Below are 17842 nucleotides of genomic sequence, written 5' to 3'. Positions count from 1 at the left end.
TAAGATGATTTCTGACGATGAAACGGCTTTTGATATCATTGAAAAAATGAAAGCAGATCAAAGCATTTCGGATGAAACAAAAGAAGACCTTAATAAGACCGTTTTGAATGGTCGTTGGTTTAGTTCAGAATTGGATAAGCAGTAGGCTTAACAGTGAGAAAAGACTGGGCAACAAAGCTTGATAACAGAAAATAGCTTAGAATGATAACATTAAGAAATGTTATTTCTAAGCTATTTTATATTTTCGATTTTTAACCAAAAGTCTCAAATACGACTGTTAACATAGCCTTCTTTAAATAGATTTAAGCTACATAACTCCTACTTTATAAATTGTTTGATAAGTAGTTGGTGTATTAGCTTTTAGTACGGGAGATGGGAAGTGTGGTGTGTTGATAGCATTTGGGAAAAATTGTGTTTCCAGACAAAATCCATGACGTTTTCCGTACAAAGCTCGCTCTTTTCCAGGATGGTTATTGAGGAAATTCCCAGAGTAGAATTGGACGCCAGGTAGATCGGTGAATGCTTCTAAGATGATACCTGTCTTATCTCCAATAACTGTGGCGAAAGGATATTGTAAACTTGGATGGTCTAAAATAAAGTTATGGTCGTATCCTCCAGCTAATTCTAATTGATCAAATGATTGACTGATATCTTGACCAATGGTTTTAGGGTTTTTAAAATCAAATGGTGTTCTCTCAACATCAGCAATATCCCCAATCGGAATAGACTTGCTATCTCTGATTGGTGTATAGGTGCTGGCATTTAGTTTGAGGAGGTGGTTTTCAATACTACCAGAAGCATGACCATTTAAGTTGAAGTAAGAGTGATTCGTTGGGCTAAATGGCGTATCTTTATCAGCTAAAGCTTGATAAGTGATTTTGAGGTGATTATCTTCACTCAGTTGATAGGAAATGTGTAAAGTCAAATTGCCAGGATACCCTTGATCGCCGTCTGGACTTTCTAGTTTGAACGTTACCTGATTGTTCACTTCATCTAAACAGTCAACTTCCCAAATACGTGTTTGATAACCATTGGGACCGCTATGAAGATTGTTGTTGCCTTCGTTTTTAGCTATTTGGAACGTCTCCCCATTAAGGGAAAAACGAGCATTTTCAGTTCTATTGGCAATACGGCCAACACTCGCTCCAAAGTAGGTATCTGTGTTAGTAAAGTAGTCATCTATGGCGTCAAAACCAAGAACAATATCTTGTAACTTTCCTTTCTTATCTTGTGTTTTGAAACTAAGAAGTGTGGCGCCCAAACTAGAAATTATAAGAGAAGTTTGATTGCGATTTGAAAGAGTGATATTTGTGACACTGCCTTGGGCAGTGCTTATTTTTTGTGTTTGTAACATTTGTGATTCCTTTCTATCTAATTCCTTACATTAATAGTATAATGGATTAAAACAAAATTGAAAACGCTTAACACTGTAAAATTAATAAAAGCTAAAGTTTTATTTTTAACTTCTATGCTATAATCATACTAATGATCATTGATGAAGGGAGTTGTATGATGTTTAGTGACTTATTTCCTCGTGCTGTTGTTTCAAGTGATGCTACTGCCAGTAAGGAGACTTTTGTCTTTCCTTATGAGCAGGGGTTTCTTCATCTTCCGAAAACTGACTTGACAGAGAGGGAGTTGGCTTTGATTCACCTCTTAGCTCCGAGTGATGAAGAAGCTGTTACGACCAACCCTTGGTTGTCTTTTCTTCAAGGGGATACTGCATTACCGATAGCTAAAACGGCTTTACAATTAGTCTATTTGCATCATTCGACAGCTCTTCCTGGAGACTTAAGAAAACTTTTAGAGGCTATGTTTTCGAATAGCTTGCTTGTGACCAAGTTATCGAATCAGAAGTCGCTTTTGGTTTTAGATGCTAGTGATACTCAGGACACATCGGTTGTCATTAAAGATATTCTGCCAACTGTTGAAAGTGATTTTGGGATATCCTTGAAAGCCTTCATTGGCAATGCTTGGACCAATTTTTCAGAGCAGGACTTGCAGGCAACGCTTATTAAAGAATATGCTTTTTTTCAAGAATACTATGATGCTAAAGCTCAGCAGTCTGTTACAACATTTGCGCAGGTCTTGCTTTGGGCTCTAGCCAAAGAGAAGGATACTGGACAACTAAGTCAACAATTGCTTAGCCTATTAGGCCAGTTAAAAGATGGTCGTGAATTGGTGACTGCCATGTGGCAGGAACATGGTAACCTGGTTCAGACTGCCCAGCGGCTCTTTATTCATCGCAATTCTCTCCAATATCGTCTGGATAAATGTTACCAGTCAACGGGGCTTAATCTTAAGGATTTAGATGATTTAGCTCTAGCTTATTTATTGATCTTAAAGGACTAGATAACTGTCGGGTTCTTTTTTTGGTCATCCTGCACAAAGCTTTTTGTGAGATGTGACTATGTTTTGTAAACGCTATCTTTGTTATACTAGAGACATCAATAAAAGACCTAAAATCAAGATTTAGGATGCTACTGAAGGAGAAAAGATGGTTGAATTAAACTTAAATCATATTCATAAAAAATATCCAAATACAGATCACTACGCGGTTGAAGACTTCAATCTAGACATTAAAGACAAAGAATTTATTGTTTTTGTTGGGCCTTCTGGCTGTGGGAAATCAACAACTTTGCGTATGATTGCAGGGCTTGAAGATATTTCAGAGGGTGAACTCCTCATTGATGGTGAAGTGGTTAATGACAAGTCTCCTAAAGACCGTGATATCGCCATGGTTTTCCAAAACTATGCTCTTTACCCACACATGAGTGTATACGACAACATGGCTTTTGGGCTTAAATTGCGTAAATACAAAAAAGCTGATATCGACACACGTGTCAAAGAAGCAGCGCAGATTCTTGGCTTGACGGAATTCTTAGACCGTAAGCCAGCAGACCTTTCTGGTGGGCAACGCCAACGTGTTGCTATGGGACGTGCCATCGTTCGTGATGCGAAAGTTTTCTTGATGGATGAACCTTTGTCAAACTTGGATGCCAAATTGCGTGTGTCCATGCGTGCTGAGATTGCCAAAATCCACCAACGCATCGGTTCAACAACTATCTATGTTACCCATGACCAAACAGAAGCCATGACGCTTGCGGATCGCATTGTTATCATGAGTGCTACGAAAAATCCTCAAGGAAATGGAACCATCGGAAAAATCGAGCAAGTTGGAACCCCTCAAGAGCTCTATAATACACCAGCTAACAAGTTTGTGGCAGGTTTTATTGGTAGCCCAGCTATGAACTTCTTTGAAGTTGAGGTTAAAGATGGCTTTATTGTCAGTGAGGATGGTCTCAACATCGCTATTCCAGAAGGACAAGAAAAACTCCTTGAAGCTAAGGGTTACAAAGGAAAAAAAGTTATTTTCGGTATTCGTCCAGAAGACATTTCAGGAAACCTTTTAGTCAAAGATACTTATCCAAGTGCGCAAGTTAATGCGGAAGTTTTGGTATCAGAGCTTTTGGGTGCTGAAACCATGCTCTATGTAAAACTTGGTCAAACGGAATTTGCCTCACGTGTCGATGCGCGTGATTTCCACCACCCAGGTGAACAGGTTAACCTAACCTTTAATGTTGCCAAAGGGCATTTCTTTGACCTTGAAACAGAAGAAGCTATTCGATAATGAGTAACCCCTAAGAAAACAGAATCCTTGATGCCTTTCATTGAGGGTTTTGTTTTGAATAGAAAGGAAAGCGCATGCAGAAACACTGGTGGCACACAGCTACAATTTATCAAATTTACCCTAAATCTTTCATGGATGCTAATGGAGACGGTATCGGCGATCTTCAAGGTATCATTTCAAAACTTGATTATTTAGAAAAACTAGGTATTACAGCCATCTGGTTGTCCCCTGTTTACCAGAGTCCTATGGATGATAATGGCTATGACATTTCGGATTATCAGGCTATTGCCGACATTTTTGGTGACATGAGCGATATGGAGGAGCTTCTCGCTCAAGCTAACCAACGTGGGATTAAGATTATTATGGATTTGGTGGTCAATCATACGTCTGATGAACATGCTTGGTTTATTGAAGCACGCGAAAACGCAGCTAGTCCCGAGAGAGATTATTATATCTGGCGTGACCAGCCCAATGATTTAGTGTCAACATTTTCAGGTTCTGCTTGGGAATATGATGAGACATCTGGTCAATATTATTTGCATCTCTTTGGAAAAAAGCAACCAGACCTTAATTGGGAAAATGAAGAACTGCGCCATAAAATTTATGACATGATGAATTTCTGGATTGACAAGGGAATCGGTGGTTTTCGTATGGATGTGATTGACCTACTAGGTAAAATCCCTGACCAGAACATTCGTGAAAATGGTCCAAAACTTCATGATTATCTAAAAGAAATGAATCAAGCCAGCTTTGGCAAGCACGATTTGTTAACAGTTGGGGAAACTTGGGGTGCGACACCAGAGATAGCTAAGCAGTATTCAAATCCGAAGCACCAGGAACTGTCGATGGTTTTTCAATTTGAGCACATTGGTTTACAGCACAAGCCTAACCGACCAAAATGGGACTACGCTGACGGCTTAGATGTCCCTGCTCTCAAGCGCATCTTTAATAAGTGGCAGACCCAGCTAGAACTAGGGCAGGGCTGGAATTCTCTCTTTTGGAATAACCATGATTTGCCCCGTGTGCTCTCGATTTGGGGAGATACTGGCTCTTATCGTGAGAAATCAGCTAAAGCCTTAGCTATTTTACTTCATCTCATGCGTGGGACACCTTATATTTATCAGGGTGAAGAAATCGGTATGACCAATTATCCCTTTGAACATTTGGAACAACTTGATGATATTGAATCGCTCAATTATGCCAAAGAAGCCCTAGAGAATGGTGAAAACATAGCTGATATCATAGACAGCATTCGTGTGATTGGACGAGATAATGCCAGAACACCAATGCAGTGGTCAGTAGAACCTCAGGCAGGCTTTTCCAGTTCTAGCGAAACTTGGTTGCCAGTCAATCCTAACTATACAGACATAAATGTAGCAGCTGCCTTAGAAGACAAAGACTCTATTTTCTACACCTATCAGCAATTAGTCAAACTACGCAAAGAAGCAGAATGGCTAGTAGACGCAGACTTTGAACTAATGGAGACGGAGGAAAAAGTCTTTGCCTACAAACGTTATACCGAGGACGAGACCTACCTGGTAGTGGTCAATCTATCCAGTCAAGACCAAGCGATCAAGCTAACTTGTCCTATCAAGAAAATCATCATTGCTAATACGGACCTCCAAGAAGTTGTCAATAGACAGACCTTGAAACCCTGGGATGCTTTTTGTGTGAGGGTGAAATAGGCTGTGGAAGACCCAAAATGATTAAGTATTTCAAGAGGTTGAGCAAAAAGTTTTAAAAATAACAAAAGGTTTAGAATAACGTTGTCAAAAAACGTTATTCTAAGCCTTTTATAGTGTTCAATTATTTGTAAAAAGCCTGATACTCATTGAAAATCAGAACAGTCTGAGAAGTACTGAGACGAATGGATAGCCAGAAATCTTTTAGCCATTTTATTAGGAGTAGTTTATGTGTTGGTCTTTATATTTCTCTGGTTAGCTTAAAAACTACTGTCTCTTAGCGTTAATTGTGTCCCTAATTTGGTTACTGTCGCAACAGGTCGTGGATTGATGGCTTGGCGATTAAGGATGTCAACAGCGGTTTGCCCCATCTCTCTTGTAAAGATCGTAACGCTAGATAGTCTTGGATAGACTTGTTTAGTGATAGGAGTATCGTTAAAAGAAATCAGTTGCACATCTTGAGGGACTTTTAGGTTGGCTTCTTGTAGTGCTCGCAAAGCACCGATAGCTAGTGTATCATTAGCGATAAAGAAGGCATGGGGTAAGTCTTGACCAAGTTCGTCAATAGCCTGTGACATCAAATGATAACCGGAATCAGCTGAAAAGGGACCAACAAAAATACATTTATTATCGTAAATGCCTAGCTCATTAGTGTAATTTCGAAAGGTTCGAAAACGAGGGTCAATTAAGAGTTCTAAACCATCACTTGTTCTCTCTTCACCTGCAATCATACCAATTTTTGTCAAACCGTTGTGGATAAAATAATCAACAACAGCAATCACTGCATTATCAAAATCAGCTGTGACACAATGATAACCTTTGGTTAAGGTATCGCTATCGACAAAAACAAGATTAGGGTGACAACTGCTAAAGTGTTTGATTTGAACCTCACTGAATTTACCAATAGCGATAATACCGATGGCTTCTTCTGGTAGTTGCTCCGGTTCTTGATTGAAAAAGCGAATAATATCATACTGTAATGCTTGGGCGCGTTCTTCAATACCTAACCGAATTGCATGATAGTAGAGGTCATTTAGTTCTTCTTGCTCGGTATACCATTGAATAATAGCGATTTTGTGCCGCACTTTTGGGGTGTTAAGTGTTTTCAAATGTTTTTGATAACCTAAATCTTCAGCAATGGTTAGAATGCGGTGCCTTGTTTCTTCCCCGACGGAAAGTGTAGGATCTTGGTTCAACACACGTGACACCGTTGCTTGAGATACTTTTGCCAGTTTAGCAATATCTTTTAAGGTTGCCATCATTACCTCCTCGTGATTACTGATACCTTATTTTAGCAAAATAAAACCCAAAATTAGTAAAAATTTAGTAAAAATATTGTAAAGCTTGCTCTTGCCATTTACAATAACATTAAGACATCATAAAGGAGAACGTTACATGGAATCACAAGACTTAAAACAAGCTTTCACAAAAGTTTTTGATCACCAAGCTGATGCAACCTTCTTTTCTCCAGGTCGTATCAATCTTATTGGTGAGCACACAGATTATAACGGGGGTCACGTATTTCCAGCGGCCATTAGTCTAGGAACATACGGAGCTGCCCGAAAACGCGAGGACAAGACCCTACGTTTTTACTCGGCTAACTTTGAGGATCTAGGAATCATTGAGGTTGATTTAAAAAATCTGGTATTTGACAAGGAAGACCATTGGACCAATTATCCAAAAGGAGTTATCAAATTCTTGCAAGAAGTTGGACATACCATTGATACAGGCTTTGATTTTTATGTCTACGGGAACATTCCAAACGGTGCTGGATTATCTTCTTCAGCTTCCCTAGAACTCTTAACTGGTATTGTCTTGGAAGAGCTTTTTAGCTTAAATCTTGAACGCCTTGATTTAGTAAAAATTGGTAAACAAACTGAAAATGAGTTTATCGGGGTCAATTCAGGGATTATGGATCAATTTGCTATTGGCATGGGTGCAGATAAGCAAGCCATCTACCTTGACACCAATACCTTGGAGTATGAGTTGGTTCCGCTTGATCTAGGGGACCATGTCATTGTCATCATGAATACCAATAAACGTCGTGAATTGGCAGACTCTAAGTATAATGAACGTCGTGCCGAATGTGAAAAAGCAGTTGAAGAATTAAATGAAGTACTAGCCATTAAAACCTTGGGAGAGCTTGATGCCGATACTTTTGACCAATATGCCTACCTCATCAAAGATGCTAATCGAATCAAACGTACCCGTCATGCTGTTCTTGAGAATCAACGAACCCTTCGTGCCAAAGAAGCCTTAGTATCAGGCGATTTGGAGCAATTTGGTCGCCTCATCAATGCCTCACATGTATCACTAGAACACGACTATGAAGTGACAGGTCTTGAACTAGATACTTTAGCCCACACAGCTTGGGAACAAGAAGGAGTTTTAGGTGCCCGCATGACAGGCGCAGGCTTTGGTGGTTGTGGTATCGCCATTGTGGCTAAAGACAAGGTTGATGCCTTTAAAGCTACCGTCGGAAAAACCTATACAGAAGTTGTTGGTTATGCCCCAGATTTCTATATTGCGGAAATTGCTGGCGGCTCACATGTGCTAGAAAGAAGCTAAACCATGACGCTTATTGATACATTTGTCGCTAAAGTCATCGAACACAGCGACTATACTAAAGAAGACCATAATTACCTTTTTAATCGTGTCTTAGCCCTTGTTGGAGAGTCTAGTGGCAATCCTGACAGTCAGGCAGGCACCTTGATTGATTTGAAGGAAAGACTAGTCGATTTAGCAGTGGCAAACGGTAAAGTAGGTGCCCTGCTTGAAGAAAGGGATTGTTTAGGAGCGGAGTTGATGAATTTGATTACCCCGATTCCAAGCAAAGTAAACAAAAGGTTTTGGGAAACTTACCAAGAATCTCCACAGCAAGCCATCGCTGACTTTTATGATCTTTCTCAAAAAAATGACTACATCAAGGTATCCGCTATTTCCAAAAACATCGCCTTTAAAACGCCATCACCATACGGTGATTTAGAAATAACCATTAACCTCTCAAAACCTGAGAAAGATCCTAAGGCTATCGCTGCAGCAAAGCAGATGAAAACCTCCAGTTATCCTAAATGCCAACTCTGTATGGAAAACGAGGGTTATAAAGGACGCATAGACCACCCAGCACGCGCTAATCATCGTATCATTCGTTTACCTTTAGGTGATGAGGAATGGGGGTTTCAGTATTCACCCTATGCCTACTTTAATGAACACAGTATTGTCTTAAATACCCAGCATGTCCCAATGGTTATCAGTCGAAAAACCTTTGAGCAGCTGCTGGATATTGTGGAGATGTTACCAGGCTATTTTGTTGGATCAAATGCTGATTTACCAATCGTTGGTGGCTCCATCTTGACGCATAACCATTACCAGGCAGGTCGCTATGTCTTTCCTATGGAAGTAGCAGAAATTACCCAAAATTTTAGATTTAAGGGCTTTGAAACGATTGAGGCTGGAATTGTTAATTGGCCTATGTCAGTCTTGCGTCTAAGTTCAGAAAATAAAGTTGACTTAGTCAACCTAGCCGAACATATCCGATTGGCTTGGCGTGATTACAGCGATTCAGGAGCCGACATTTTAGCCTATACAGGTGATATACCACACCACACGATTACGCCTATTGCACGCCGCAAAAATGGCAATTTCCAATTGGACTTAGTCCTACGTGACAATCACACCTCTCCAGAGCATCCAGATGGTGTCTATCATCCTCATGTAGATGTTCAGCATATTAAGAAAGAAAATATTGGTTTGATTGAGGTCATGGGTCTAGCTATTTTGCCACCTAGACTCAAGGATGAACTCCTAGAGGTTGAAAAATATCTCCTTAACCAGTACAATGATATGGCAGATTATCACAAAGCTTGGGCTGATCGCATCAAGTCAGCTCACCCTGACATTAAGCAAGAAAATGTCCAAGACCTTGTTCGTCAGTCGGTTGGACAAACCTTTGCTCGCGTTTTAGAAGATGCTGGGGTTTACAAAAATCAAACTGATTTCATGCGCTTTGTTGAAAGTGTCGGCTTGGCAGAAGCCTAGAAAGATAGGAGAACGATGGGAGTTTTAGTATTAGGTGGGGCAGGTTATATCGGCTCACACATGGTTGACCGTTTGGTAGAGACAACAGATGAGACAGTAGTTGTTGTTGACAATTTGGTGACAGGTCACCGTGCAGCAGTGCATCCAGATGCCAAGTTTTATGAAGGTGATTTGGCAGATAAGGATTTCATGCGTCAGGTCTTTCAGGAAAATCCTGAAGTTGATGCTGTGATTCATTTTGCAGCTTTTTCTCTGGTTGCAGAATCCATGACTGACCCCTTGAAATACTTTGATAACAACACTGTTGGTATGGTTAAACTCTTGGCGGTGATGAATGAGTGTGGCGTGAAAAACATCGTCTTTTCATCAACTGCCGCAACTTACGGTATCCCAGAAGAGTTACCAATCAAGGAAACGACACCGCAACGCCCAATCAATCCATATGGGGAAAGCAAACTCATGATGGAAACCATAATGAAATGGGCTGATCAAGCTTATGGCATCAAGTTTGTACCACTTCGCTACTTCAATGTCGCTGGAGATAAGCCAGACGGTTCAATTGGTGAAGATCACCGTCCAGAGACCCATCTCTTACCGATTGTCCTTCAAGTAGCTCTTGGACAACGTGAGAAAATCTCTATTTTCGGTTCAGACTATGATACTAAAGACGGAACTAACGTCCGTGACTATGTGCATCCCTTCGACTTAGCTGATGCCCATCTCTTGGCAGTGAAATACCTCCGCGAAGGTAATGAGTCAACAGCTTTTAATTTAGGCTCATCAACAGGTTTTTCAAACCTTGAAATTGTTGAAGCTGCTCGTCGCGTGACAGGTAAGGAAATCCCACTTGAGATGGCAGACCGTCGCCCTGGGGATCCTGATAGTCTCATCGCAGAATCTAGCAAAGCACGTCAGGTGCTCGGCTGGAAACCACAATTTGACAATATTGAGAAAATCATCGAAACAGCCTGGGCATGGCATTCAAGCCACCCTCAGGGTTATGATGACTAATTGAAGTTTTTATAAGGGAGTAGAAAAACGCCTAAAGTTTAAGATGAGGTTGGAAGTTACGCCAACCTCTTTTGCTAGAGAGGAATAAAATGATTATTTCAGTTCAGGGGTCGATGGCAGTCGGAAAAACGAGTGTGGTGAATTATTTAGCACAGAAATTACCAGAAGTATTTGTGAGCCATGAAGACATTTCACCTGTAGTGACAAAAATAAATCAACTTCAGTTAGATAAAGATAACTATAAGGATTATCAAATGATCCAAGCTTTATGGATTGATCATGAAATCTCTCGTTATGAAAAGGTGGCGGATAAGAAAGTTGTTTTGATGGATTTTGGTGCGGAAGAAATTGATTTTTATACGCGATTTTATCCCAAAGCATGTGGGAAGGATTGGCAACTGAGTCCGCAATTGATAAATAAGTTAAAAGCATTAGAAACTTGTCTGCCTGACCTTGTGATTTACCTTGATGACAGTGAGTCCGAATTACGACAGCGGAAACAATTGGATAAAACGAGAAGGCGTTCCTTTTTTGACTTTCAACTTGAAAATCTCTTACCAATAAAAGAAATTGGTTCTTATCGAAGGATAATACCATTGTGATAGATACAAATGCTAAAACACTTGAAGAAGTTAGTCAAGAAGTTTACATGATCATATCTAAGTATGTTTCAGATAATTGACTCTCTTCATTTTTAGGTGTAAAATATAGAAAAAAATCAGTAAAGTGAGGACATTATATGTCAGAATTTGCATCAGCTTTTAATCTTATTTCAGCAGTAGCAGCTGAAGAAGCGATTAACACTCAAGAAAAAGTGATTCTTTTTGTTGGTCGACCAACCTGCCCTTATTGCCAACGTTTTGAACCAAAGTTGACAACTGTTGTTAAGGCAAATAACCTAACAGTTGACTACCTACATTCGGAAGATTTTTCACAATTTGAAAACATCCAAGCTTTTCGCGATAAATATGGGATTAAAACCGTTCCTAGTCTCTTAGTCGCTGAAAATGGTCAAGTGCGTGTCGTTTGTGATTCATCGCTATCTGAAGAAGAGATTTTAGACTTTATCGGCTAAGACTTTAGGCTGATTTTACAGGAAATAGCAGAGCTGACCTTGTTTGTTGGCTCTTTTTTTACTATAATGATAGTTAATATATCTTTGGAGGAATAAAAATGCCAACAATATTAATTATGGTCCTCGTTATGGCGGGGATGATGTATTTTACAACACGTCAACAGAAAAAAGCTGCTAAGCAACGACAAGATCAAATTAACGCTCTCACTCAAGGTGATGAAGTTGTGACGATAGGTGGTCTGTATGGAGTTGTTGATGAAGTTAATCAAGCAGAACAAAAAATTGTACTTGATATTGATGGTGTCTACTTAACATTTGAATTATCAGCTATCAAGCGTGTCGTGACAAAAGTTGGAGACATCCCAGGTGAAATCGGGCTTGTCGACGAAGGTGCTGTGCAAGCTGATATCTCAGAAGATTCAGTAATTGAACCAAGTTAAAAGAGAGTCCTAGGGCTCTTTTTTAACTGACAAAAGATACTTTTTTAACAGAAAATTAAAAAATAATGATTCAGAACTGAACTTAGCACAAATCATGGTTAAAAACCTTTAAAATATGGTAAAATAAGATGATTATGCTTTGATAAAGGAAGATACATGTTTGGATTAAAACGAAAAAATAAAGAAATGATTCTTGATAATATTCCTAAACATATTGGAATCATTATGGATGGTAATGGCCGTTGGGCTAAAAAACGTCTCCAACCAAGGATTATGGGGCATAAAGCAGGCATGGATGCTCTTCAAAAAGTTACCATCGCTGCTTCTAAACTAGGTGTAAAAGTTCTAACTGTTTATGCTTTTTCAACAGAAAATTGGTCTCGTCCAGAAGATGAGGTTGCTTTTATCATGAAGCTTCCTGTCGAATTTTTTGACAAGTACGTTCCAGAACTAGATAAAAATAATGTCCGCATCCAAATGATTGGTGACCGTCATCGTTTACCAAAAGATACTTTGGCGGCTCTTGACAATGCTTTAGAAAAGACACGACATAATTCAGGCTTGGTTCTTAACTTTGCACTTAATTATGGTGGTCGATCAGAGATTGTTGAAACCGTTCGTGAGTTAGCGCAAGACGTCTTAGATGCTCGCTTAAATCCAGGAGACATCACAGAGGATCTCATATCAGGTCGTTTGATGACGAGCCGTTTGCCTTATCTTTATCGTGATCCTGATCTCGTTATTCGAACAAGCGGTGAGTTGCGTACCAGTAACTTTCTTCCTTGGCAAATTGCATACAGTGAGTTTTACTTTACTGACCGTTTATGGCCAGATTTTGATGGTCAAGCCCTTAAAGAGGCTATTGCAGACTATAATCATCGACATCGTCGATTCGGTGGTTTATAATCCAGAAAGGAATTTTTAATGCAACAACGTGTGATTTGGGGAGCAATTACTTTAGCAATATTTCTTCCCTTTTTGTGGATAGGTGACCTACCTTTTCAGCTTTTTATAGGTGTATTAGCAATGATAGCTGTATCTGAATTACTTCGGATGCGTCGTTTAGAAGTTTTCTCATTTGAAGGTGTTTTTGCTATGTTAGCAGCTTTTTCATTGGTCGTTCCTTTGCAAAACTACTTAACTTTTTTACCAGTTGATGGGAGTTTTACAATATTTGGTCTCTTCATGTTTTTCATTTTAGCTGGAACGGTTATTTCTAGTGATACCTATGCTTTTGATGATGCAGCTTATCCAATACTATCGAGTTTGTACGTGGGTATTGGTTTTCAAAATTTAGTCAATGCAAGAATGGCTGGTTTGGATAAAGTTTTTCTGGCTCTTTTCATTGTTTGGGCAACGGATACAGGAGCTTATTTTGTAGGGCGTCGGATGGGGCGTCGAAAATTGTTACCCAAAGTATCTCCCAATAAAACCATTGAAGGCAGTTTAGGGGGAATCTTGTCAGCGGTTGTCGTATCGCTAGTCTTTATGCTTTTTGATAAAGATGTCTATGCCCCTCATCACTTTTTAATCATGCTTATACTAGTTGCTCTTTTTAGTATCTTTGCTCAATTTGGTGATTTAGTGGAGAGTGCTATTAAGCGACGCTTTACGGTCAAAGATTCTGGTAATCTTATTCCTGGACATGGTGGTATCCTTGATCGTTTCGATAGTATGATTCTTGTTTTTCCAATCATGCATTTGTTTGGTTTATTTTAAACTAAGAGGAGTAGGTCTATGCAGGGATTATTAGCTTTTATTGTTATTTTTGGAATCTTAGTCGTCGTTCATGAGTTTGGTCATTTTTATTTTGCTAAAAAATCTGGGATTTTAGTCCGCGAATTTGCAGTTGGTATGGGGCCTAAAATCTTTGCACATACAGGCAAGGATGGAACTGCCTATACCATTCGCGCCTTGCCGCTTGGTGGCTATGTCAGAATGGCTGGTTGGGGTGATGATACTACCAATATAAAAACTGGTACACCTGTTACCTTAACCTTGAACAAAGATGGCTTGGTGAAAAGGATCAACCTATCTCAGAAATACCTAGATCAAACAAGTCTTCCTATGAATGTAACAGCTTATGATTTAGAAGATAAGTTGACAATTACAGGAGTGATTCTTGATGAGACGAGAACCTATTCTGTTGATCATGATGCAACCATTATCGAAGAAGATGGTACAGAAGTTCGTATTGCTCCACTTGATGTGCAATATCAAAATGCGACCGTTTGGGGACGTATGATGACGAATTTTGCAGGTCCGATGAATAATTTTATCCTAGGAGCTTTGGTATTTATTGTCATGATGTTTGTTCAAGGCGGTGCCCCAGATTCTAATACCAACCAAATCAGAGTGTCAGACGGTGGTGCCATGCAGGCTGCCGGTGTTCAAAACGGTGACAGAATTCTACAAATTGGTTCAAGTCAAGTATCTAATTGGTCAGATTTGACCAAGGCTTTCGATGATAGTACTCGTAATCTCAAGAAAGATGATAGTATCCAAGTCTTAGTCTCTAAAGATAATGGTCAGGAACGCCAAATCACTGTTAAACCGCAAAAAGTCAATGGTAATTATGTTATTGGTGTCATGCGAGGATTGAAAACCAGCTTTGTGGATAAAGTTATCGGTGGCTTAGAAGCTTCTTGGGATGGTGCTACGCTTATCATACGAGCCTTAAAAAACTTGATAACAAATTTTAGTTTAAATCAACTAGGAGGTCCTGTGGCCATGTATCAAATGTCTAATCAAGCTGCTAAAGATGGTTTGATTAGCGTTTTGTCATTGATGGCGATGCTATCTATTAACTTAGGTATTTTTAATCTTATTCCTATCCCAGCACTTGATGGTGGTAAAATTTTCATTAATATCATTGAAGCCATCCGACGCAAACCTCTTAGTCAAGAAGTTGAAACCTATATTACGCTAGCTGGTGTCGGTATCATGGTAGTCTTGATGATTGCTGTGACATGGAATGACATCATGCGAGCCTTCTTCTAACTCATAAAACTATACTAACCTTAAACAGAAAGGAAATGTGTTCCTTTTAATCCAAAAGTGAGCACGCCCTAAATACAGACTAAAAATCTAGGTGACCAAGTGTATTGGAACACAGTGTCGGAAATTTTTGTAAGGTATTTACGGGCTTTTATCTTAATTATGAAACAATCTAATATGCTTATTCCTACGCTACGCGAGATGCCTAGCGATGCACAAGTCATCAGTCACGCCCTTATGGTACGTGCTGGCTACGTTCGTCAAGTCTCAGCAGGGATTTACGCCTACCTACCACTAGCTAACCGTGTTATTGAAAAATTCAAGACCATCATGCGTCAAGAATTTGAAAAAATCGGTGCAGTAGAAATGTTGACTCCAGCCCTTTTGACAGATGATCTATGGCGTGAGTCAGGTCGTTATGATACCTATGGGGAAGACCTCTACAAACTGAAAAACCGTGATCAGTCAGACTTTATCTTGGGACCAACCCATGAAGAAACACTAACTTATTTAGTTCGTGATTCAGTCAAATCTTACAAGCAACTACCGTTTAATCTTTACCAAATCCAATCTAAATACCGTGATGAAAAACGCCCTCGTAATGGCCTTCTTCGTACGCGTGAATTTATCATGAAAGATGCTTATAGTTTCCATAAAGATTATGATGATTTAGATGTTACCTATGAAGATTATCGTCAAGCTTATGAGGCTATTTTCACTCGTTCAGGTCTTGATTTTAAGGGTATTATTGGTGATGGTGGTGCTATGGGGGGTAAGGACTCTCAAGAGTTCATGGCTGTTACTCCAGACCGTACTGACTTGGATCGCTGGTTGGTTTTGGATAAGTCAATCCCATCAATCCAAGACATCCCAGAAGATGTCTTAGAACAAATCAAGGAAGAATTAGCTTCTTGGTTGGTTTCTGGTGAAGATACTATTGCTTATTCAACAGAATCAACCTATGCAGCTAATCTTGAAATGGCAACCAATGAATTCAAAGAGACTTCAAAAGTTGTCTCACAAGAAGCTCTTGTTCAAGTGGAAACACCAAACTGTAAGACTATCGATGATGTGGCTGACTTCCTTGATGTTCCTGAAGAAGATACGCTTAAAACGCTTGTTTTCAAAGCTGATGGTGAATTAGTAGTAGCCCTTCTTGTTGGAAATGACCAAGTCAATGATGTCAAGTTGAAAAACTATCTCGGTGCTGACTTCCTTGAAGCCGCTAGTGAAGAAGATGTCCGTCCTGTTTTTGGTGCTAGCTTCGGTTCGCTTGGGCCTGTTAACCTTCCCGAAACTGTGCGTATCATTGCTGACCGTAAAGTTAAAAATACAGCTAACGTTGTTGTGGGCGCTAACCAAGATGGTTTCCACTTGACTGGTGTTAATGCAGGCCGCGACTTTAAGGCTGAATATGTTGATATTCGTGAAGTTAAAGAAGGTGAAGTCTCTCCAGATGGTAAAGGGACGCTTCAATTTGCGCGTGGTATCGAGATCGGGCATATCTTTAAACTTGGTACTCGCTATTCTGACAGTATGGGGGCTAATATCCTTGATGAGAATGGCCGTGCTGTACCGATTGTTATGGGATGTTATGGTATTGGTGTTAGCCGTATCTTGTCAGCTGTTATCGAACAGCATGCTCGTCTCTTTGTTAACAAGACACCAAAAGGAGACTACCGCTTTGCATGGGGAATCAACTTCCCTAAAGAGTTGGCACCATTTGATGTTCACTTGATTACGGTAAATACAAAGGACGAAGTTGCTAACGACTTGACACAAAGCATCGAAAACACTTTAATGGCTAAAGGTTATGAAGTCTTGACAGATGACCGTAACGAACGCGTTGGTTCAAAATTTTCCGATAGTGATTTGATTGGTTTACCAATCCGTGTGACTGTTGGTAAAAAAGCAGCCGATGGTATCGTTGAAGTTAAAATCAAAGCAACTGGTGATAGTATTGAAGTTCACCAAGACAACTTGATTGAAACCTTGGAAATTTTAACGAAAGAAAATTAAGAATATGAAAAGCTTTGGCAGGATGCTGAAGCTTTTTGCTATAATGGATTTATGACAGAAAAAGAATTTTTAGTATTGATTCAAAAGGATCAGCAAATGATGACGATTTTAAATGTGATTGCTGATTTAGGGCTAAAGGATTGTTGGCTGGCAGCAGGTTCTGTCCGTAACTATATCTGGAATGTTCAATCTGGTCTTCCTGTTTTTGATACTGAAACTGACTTGGATGTGGTGTTTTACGATTCAACAGTATCCTATCAAGAAACACAGACTATAGAGAATCATTTAAAAGAGGCGCATCCTGATTATCCATGGGAGCTAAAAAATCAGGTCTTTATGCATGTTCATAATCCTGATACAGTAGGCTATGAATCAGCTAGAGATGCTATCAGTAAATACCCAGAAACAGCAACAGCAGTAGCTTTGAGGTTGATTGATGATGAGCTAGAGCTTTTTGCACCTTATGGCTTAGATGTTATTAGTCGTTTTGAGATTCACCCAACACCGCATTTTAAGGCTTCAGATAAGCGTATGGCTGTTTATAATGAACGCATGGCAAGGAAAAATTGGTCGAGCAAATGGCCGCAAATCAAGATTTACCAAGACTAAATAGGAGGATATAATGCAACCCATCAAAAATTGGACTTTTTGGCAACAATTTAATCGTTTGTTTGCTATAGTCGTTTTGTTAACAGTTGTTGGTATTATTTGTAAAGATGATAGGTGGTATTTATGGGGGCGGATACTCTGGTTTGGAGGCTTTGCTCTCTATCCTAAAGTACCTGATTCCATAGCTTTATATCAAAGAGATAGATTTCAAATATACATCCGCTATGGCTCAATCATCATGCTTCTCATTAGCTGTTATACCTTGTGGAAATAAGTCGATGCCTTCATTTAAAAACTCAAAAGTAAACTTATCTGTATCTGAGATTAGAAAAGGAATTTT

General features: G+C 39.5%; 16 protein-coding genes. 14 read left to right on the top strand and 2 right to left on the bottom strand.

Annotation, left to right across the window (positions count from 1 at the left end; genetic code table 11):
* Nucleotides 1-307: 307 nt before the first annotated feature.
* Nucleotides 308-1354, bottom strand: a complete 1047-nt coding sequence (locus ACMZ6U_RS04965) for an aldose epimerase family protein (RefSeq protein ID WP_416106780.1) — start codon at nt 1352-1354, stop codon at nt 308-310.
* Between the two features lie 155 nt (nt 1355-1509).
* On the opposite strand from ACMZ6U_RS04965, the gene ACMZ6U_RS04960 reads away from it, so the two are divergent.
* The 3 genes from ACMZ6U_RS04960 to dexB all read left to right on the top strand — a co-directional run bounded on the left by ACMZ6U_RS04960 (nt 1510) and on the right by dexB (nt 5316).
* Nucleotides 1510-2352, top strand: coding sequence for a helix-turn-helix domain-containing protein (locus ACMZ6U_RS04960; RefSeq protein WP_416106778.1), 843 nt, complete (start codon nt 1510-1512; stop codon nt 2350-2352).
* A 145-nt stretch (nt 2353-2497) separates the two neighbouring features.
* Nucleotides 2498-3631: an ABC transporter ATP-binding protein gene (locus ACMZ6U_RS04955; protein ID WP_416106776.1), complete on the top strand. Its 1134-nt coding sequence runs from the start codon at nt 2498-2500 to the stop codon at nt 3629-3631.
* Between the two features lie 74 nt (nt 3632-3705).
* On the top strand, nt 3706-5316 hold the full coding sequence (gene dexB, locus ACMZ6U_RS04950; RefSeq protein WP_416106774.1) for a glucan 1,6-alpha-glucosidase DexB: 1611 nt from the start codon (nt 3706-3708) through the stop codon (nt 5314-5316).
* Between the two features lie 257 nt (nt 5317-5573).
* Here dexB and ACMZ6U_RS04945 read toward each other — a convergent pair whose 3' ends face one another.
* Entirely contained in the window at nt 5574-6572 is a 999-nt protein-coding gene (locus ACMZ6U_RS04945; protein ID WP_416106772.1) for a LacI family DNA-binding transcriptional regulator, read from the bottom strand.
* A 136-nt stretch (nt 6573-6708) separates the two neighbouring features.
* Between ACMZ6U_RS04945 and ACMZ6U_RS04940 the strand changes: the two genes are divergently transcribed.
* The 11 genes from ACMZ6U_RS04940 (at nt 6709) to ACMZ6U_RS04890 (ending at nt 17502) form a co-directional block, all read left to right on the top strand.
* The gene (locus ACMZ6U_RS04940; RefSeq protein ID WP_416106770.1) at nt 6709-7881 is read left to right on the top strand and encodes a galactokinase; all 1173 of its coding nucleotides are present in this window, start codon (nt 6709-6711) and stop codon (nt 7879-7881) included.
* Nucleotides 7882-7884: 3 nt separating this feature from the next.
* A complete protein-coding gene (galT, locus tag ACMZ6U_RS04935) occupies nt 7885-9351 on the top strand; it encodes a UDP-glucose--hexose-1-phosphate uridylyltransferase (protein ID WP_416106768.1) in 1467 nt (488 codons plus the stop codon).
* A 15-nt stretch (nt 9352-9366) separates the two neighbouring features.
* Nucleotides 9367-10362 carry a UDP-glucose 4-epimerase GalE gene (gene galE / locus ACMZ6U_RS04930; protein ID WP_416106767.1) on the top strand — a complete coding sequence of 332 codons (996 nt, stop codon included), beginning with the start codon at nt 9367-9369 and terminating at the stop codon, nt 10360-10362.
* A gap of 89 nt (nt 10363-10451) precedes the next feature.
* Entirely contained in the window at nt 10452-10964 is a 513-nt protein-coding gene (locus ACMZ6U_RS04925; protein WP_416106765.1) for a hypothetical protein, read from the top strand.
* A 137-nt stretch (nt 10965-11101) separates the two neighbouring features.
* The gene (locus ACMZ6U_RS04920; protein WP_416106763.1) at nt 11102-11437 is read left to right on the top strand and encodes a thioredoxin fold domain-containing protein; all 336 of its coding nucleotides are present in this window, start codon (nt 11102-11104) and stop codon (nt 11435-11437) included.
* A gap of 98 nt (nt 11438-11535) precedes the next feature.
* Nucleotides 11536-11877, top strand: coding sequence for a preprotein translocase subunit YajC (gene yajC / locus ACMZ6U_RS04915; RefSeq protein WP_416106761.1), 342 nt, complete (start codon nt 11536-11538; stop codon nt 11875-11877).
* Nucleotides 11878-12033: 156 nt separating this feature from the next.
* A complete protein-coding gene (locus tag ACMZ6U_RS04910) occupies nt 12034-12783 on the top strand; it encodes an isoprenyl transferase (protein WP_416106759.1) in 750 nt (249 codons plus the stop codon).
* A gap of 18 nt (nt 12784-12801) precedes the next feature.
* Nucleotides 12802-13596, top strand: coding sequence for a phosphatidate cytidylyltransferase (locus ACMZ6U_RS04905; RefSeq protein ID WP_416106757.1), 795 nt, complete (start codon nt 12802-12804; stop codon nt 13594-13596).
* A gap of 18 nt (nt 13597-13614) precedes the next feature.
* Complete coding sequence (gene rseP, locus ACMZ6U_RS04900; protein WP_416106755.1) at nt 13615-14877, top strand: RIP metalloprotease RseP; 1263 nt, start codon at nt 13615-13617, stop codon at nt 14875-14877.
* 159 nt (nt 14878-15036) lie between these two features.
* Entirely contained in the window at nt 15037-16893 is a 1857-nt protein-coding gene (locus tag ACMZ6U_RS04895) for a proline--tRNA ligase (RefSeq protein ID WP_416106782.1), read from the top strand.
* Between the two features lie 51 nt (nt 16894-16944).
* Nucleotides 16945-17502: a nucleotidyltransferase family protein gene (locus ACMZ6U_RS04890; RefSeq protein ID WP_416106753.1), complete on the top strand. Its 558-nt coding sequence runs from the start codon at nt 16945-16947 to the stop codon at nt 17500-17502.
* The last annotated feature ends 340 nt before the right edge of the window (nt 17503-17842 follow it).

The organism is Streptococcus pluranimalium, assembly GCF_047785745.1.
Classification (GTDB): domain Bacteria; phylum Bacillota; class Bacilli; order Lactobacillales; family Streptococcaceae; genus Streptococcus; species Streptococcus pluranimalium_B.
This window is presented reverse-complemented; position numbering and strand designations above follow the sequence as displayed.

Bases quoted from the DNA above. Each gene is read 5' to 3' on its own strand.
- ACMZ6U_RS04965 (WP_416106780.1), bottom strand. From the start codon at position 1,354: ATGTTACAAACACAAAAAATAAGCACTGCCCAAGGCAGTGTCACAAAT.
- yajC (WP_416106761.1), top strand. From the start codon at position 11,536: ATGCCAACAATATTAATTATGGTCCTCGTTATGGCGGGGATGATGTAT.
- galE (WP_416106767.1), top strand. From the start codon at position 9,367: ATGGGAGTTTTAGTATTAGGTGGGGCAGGTTATATCGGCTCACACATG.
- dexB (WP_416106774.1), top strand. From the start codon at position 3,706: ATGCAGAAACACTGGTGGCACACAGCTACAATTTATCAAATTTACCCT.
- ACMZ6U_RS04905 (WP_416106757.1), top strand. From the start codon at position 12,802: ATGCAACAACGTGTGATTTGGGGAGCAATTACTTTAGCAATATTTCTT.
- ACMZ6U_RS04955 (WP_416106776.1), top strand. From the start codon at position 2,498: ATGGTTGAATTAAACTTAAATCATATTCATAAAAAATATCCAAATACA.
- ACMZ6U_RS04890 (WP_416106753.1), top strand. From the start codon at position 16,945: ATGACAGAAAAAGAATTTTTAGTATTGATTCAAAAGGATCAGCAAATG.
- ACMZ6U_RS04920 (WP_416106763.1), top strand. From the start codon at position 11,102: ATGTCAGAATTTGCATCAGCTTTTAATCTTATTTCAGCAGTAGCAGCT.
- ACMZ6U_RS04925 (WP_416106765.1), top strand. From the start codon at position 10,452: ATGATTATTTCAGTTCAGGGGTCGATGGCAGTCGGAAAAACGAGTGTG.
- galT (WP_416106768.1), top strand. From the start codon at position 7,885: ATGACGCTTATTGATACATTTGTCGCTAAAGTCATCGAACACAGCGAC.
- ACMZ6U_RS04945 (WP_416106772.1), bottom strand. From the start codon at position 6,572: ATGGCAACCTTAAAAGATATTGCTAAACTGGCAAAAGTATCTCAAGCA.
- ACMZ6U_RS04940 (WP_416106770.1), top strand. From the start codon at position 6,709: ATGGAATCACAAGACTTAAAACAAGCTTTCACAAAAGTTTTTGATCAC.
- rseP (WP_416106755.1), top strand. From the start codon at position 13,615: ATGCAGGGATTATTAGCTTTTATTGTTATTTTTGGAATCTTAGTCGTC.
- ACMZ6U_RS04960 (WP_416106778.1), top strand. From the start codon at position 1,510: ATGATGTTTAGTGACTTATTTCCTCGTGCTGTTGTTTCAAGTGATGCT.
- ACMZ6U_RS04910 (WP_416106759.1), top strand. From the start codon at position 12,034: ATGTTTGGATTAAAACGAAAAAATAAAGAAATGATTCTTGATAATATT.
- ACMZ6U_RS04895 (WP_416106782.1), top strand. From the start codon at position 15,037: ATGAAACAATCTAATATGCTTATTCCTACGCTACGCGAGATGCCTAGC.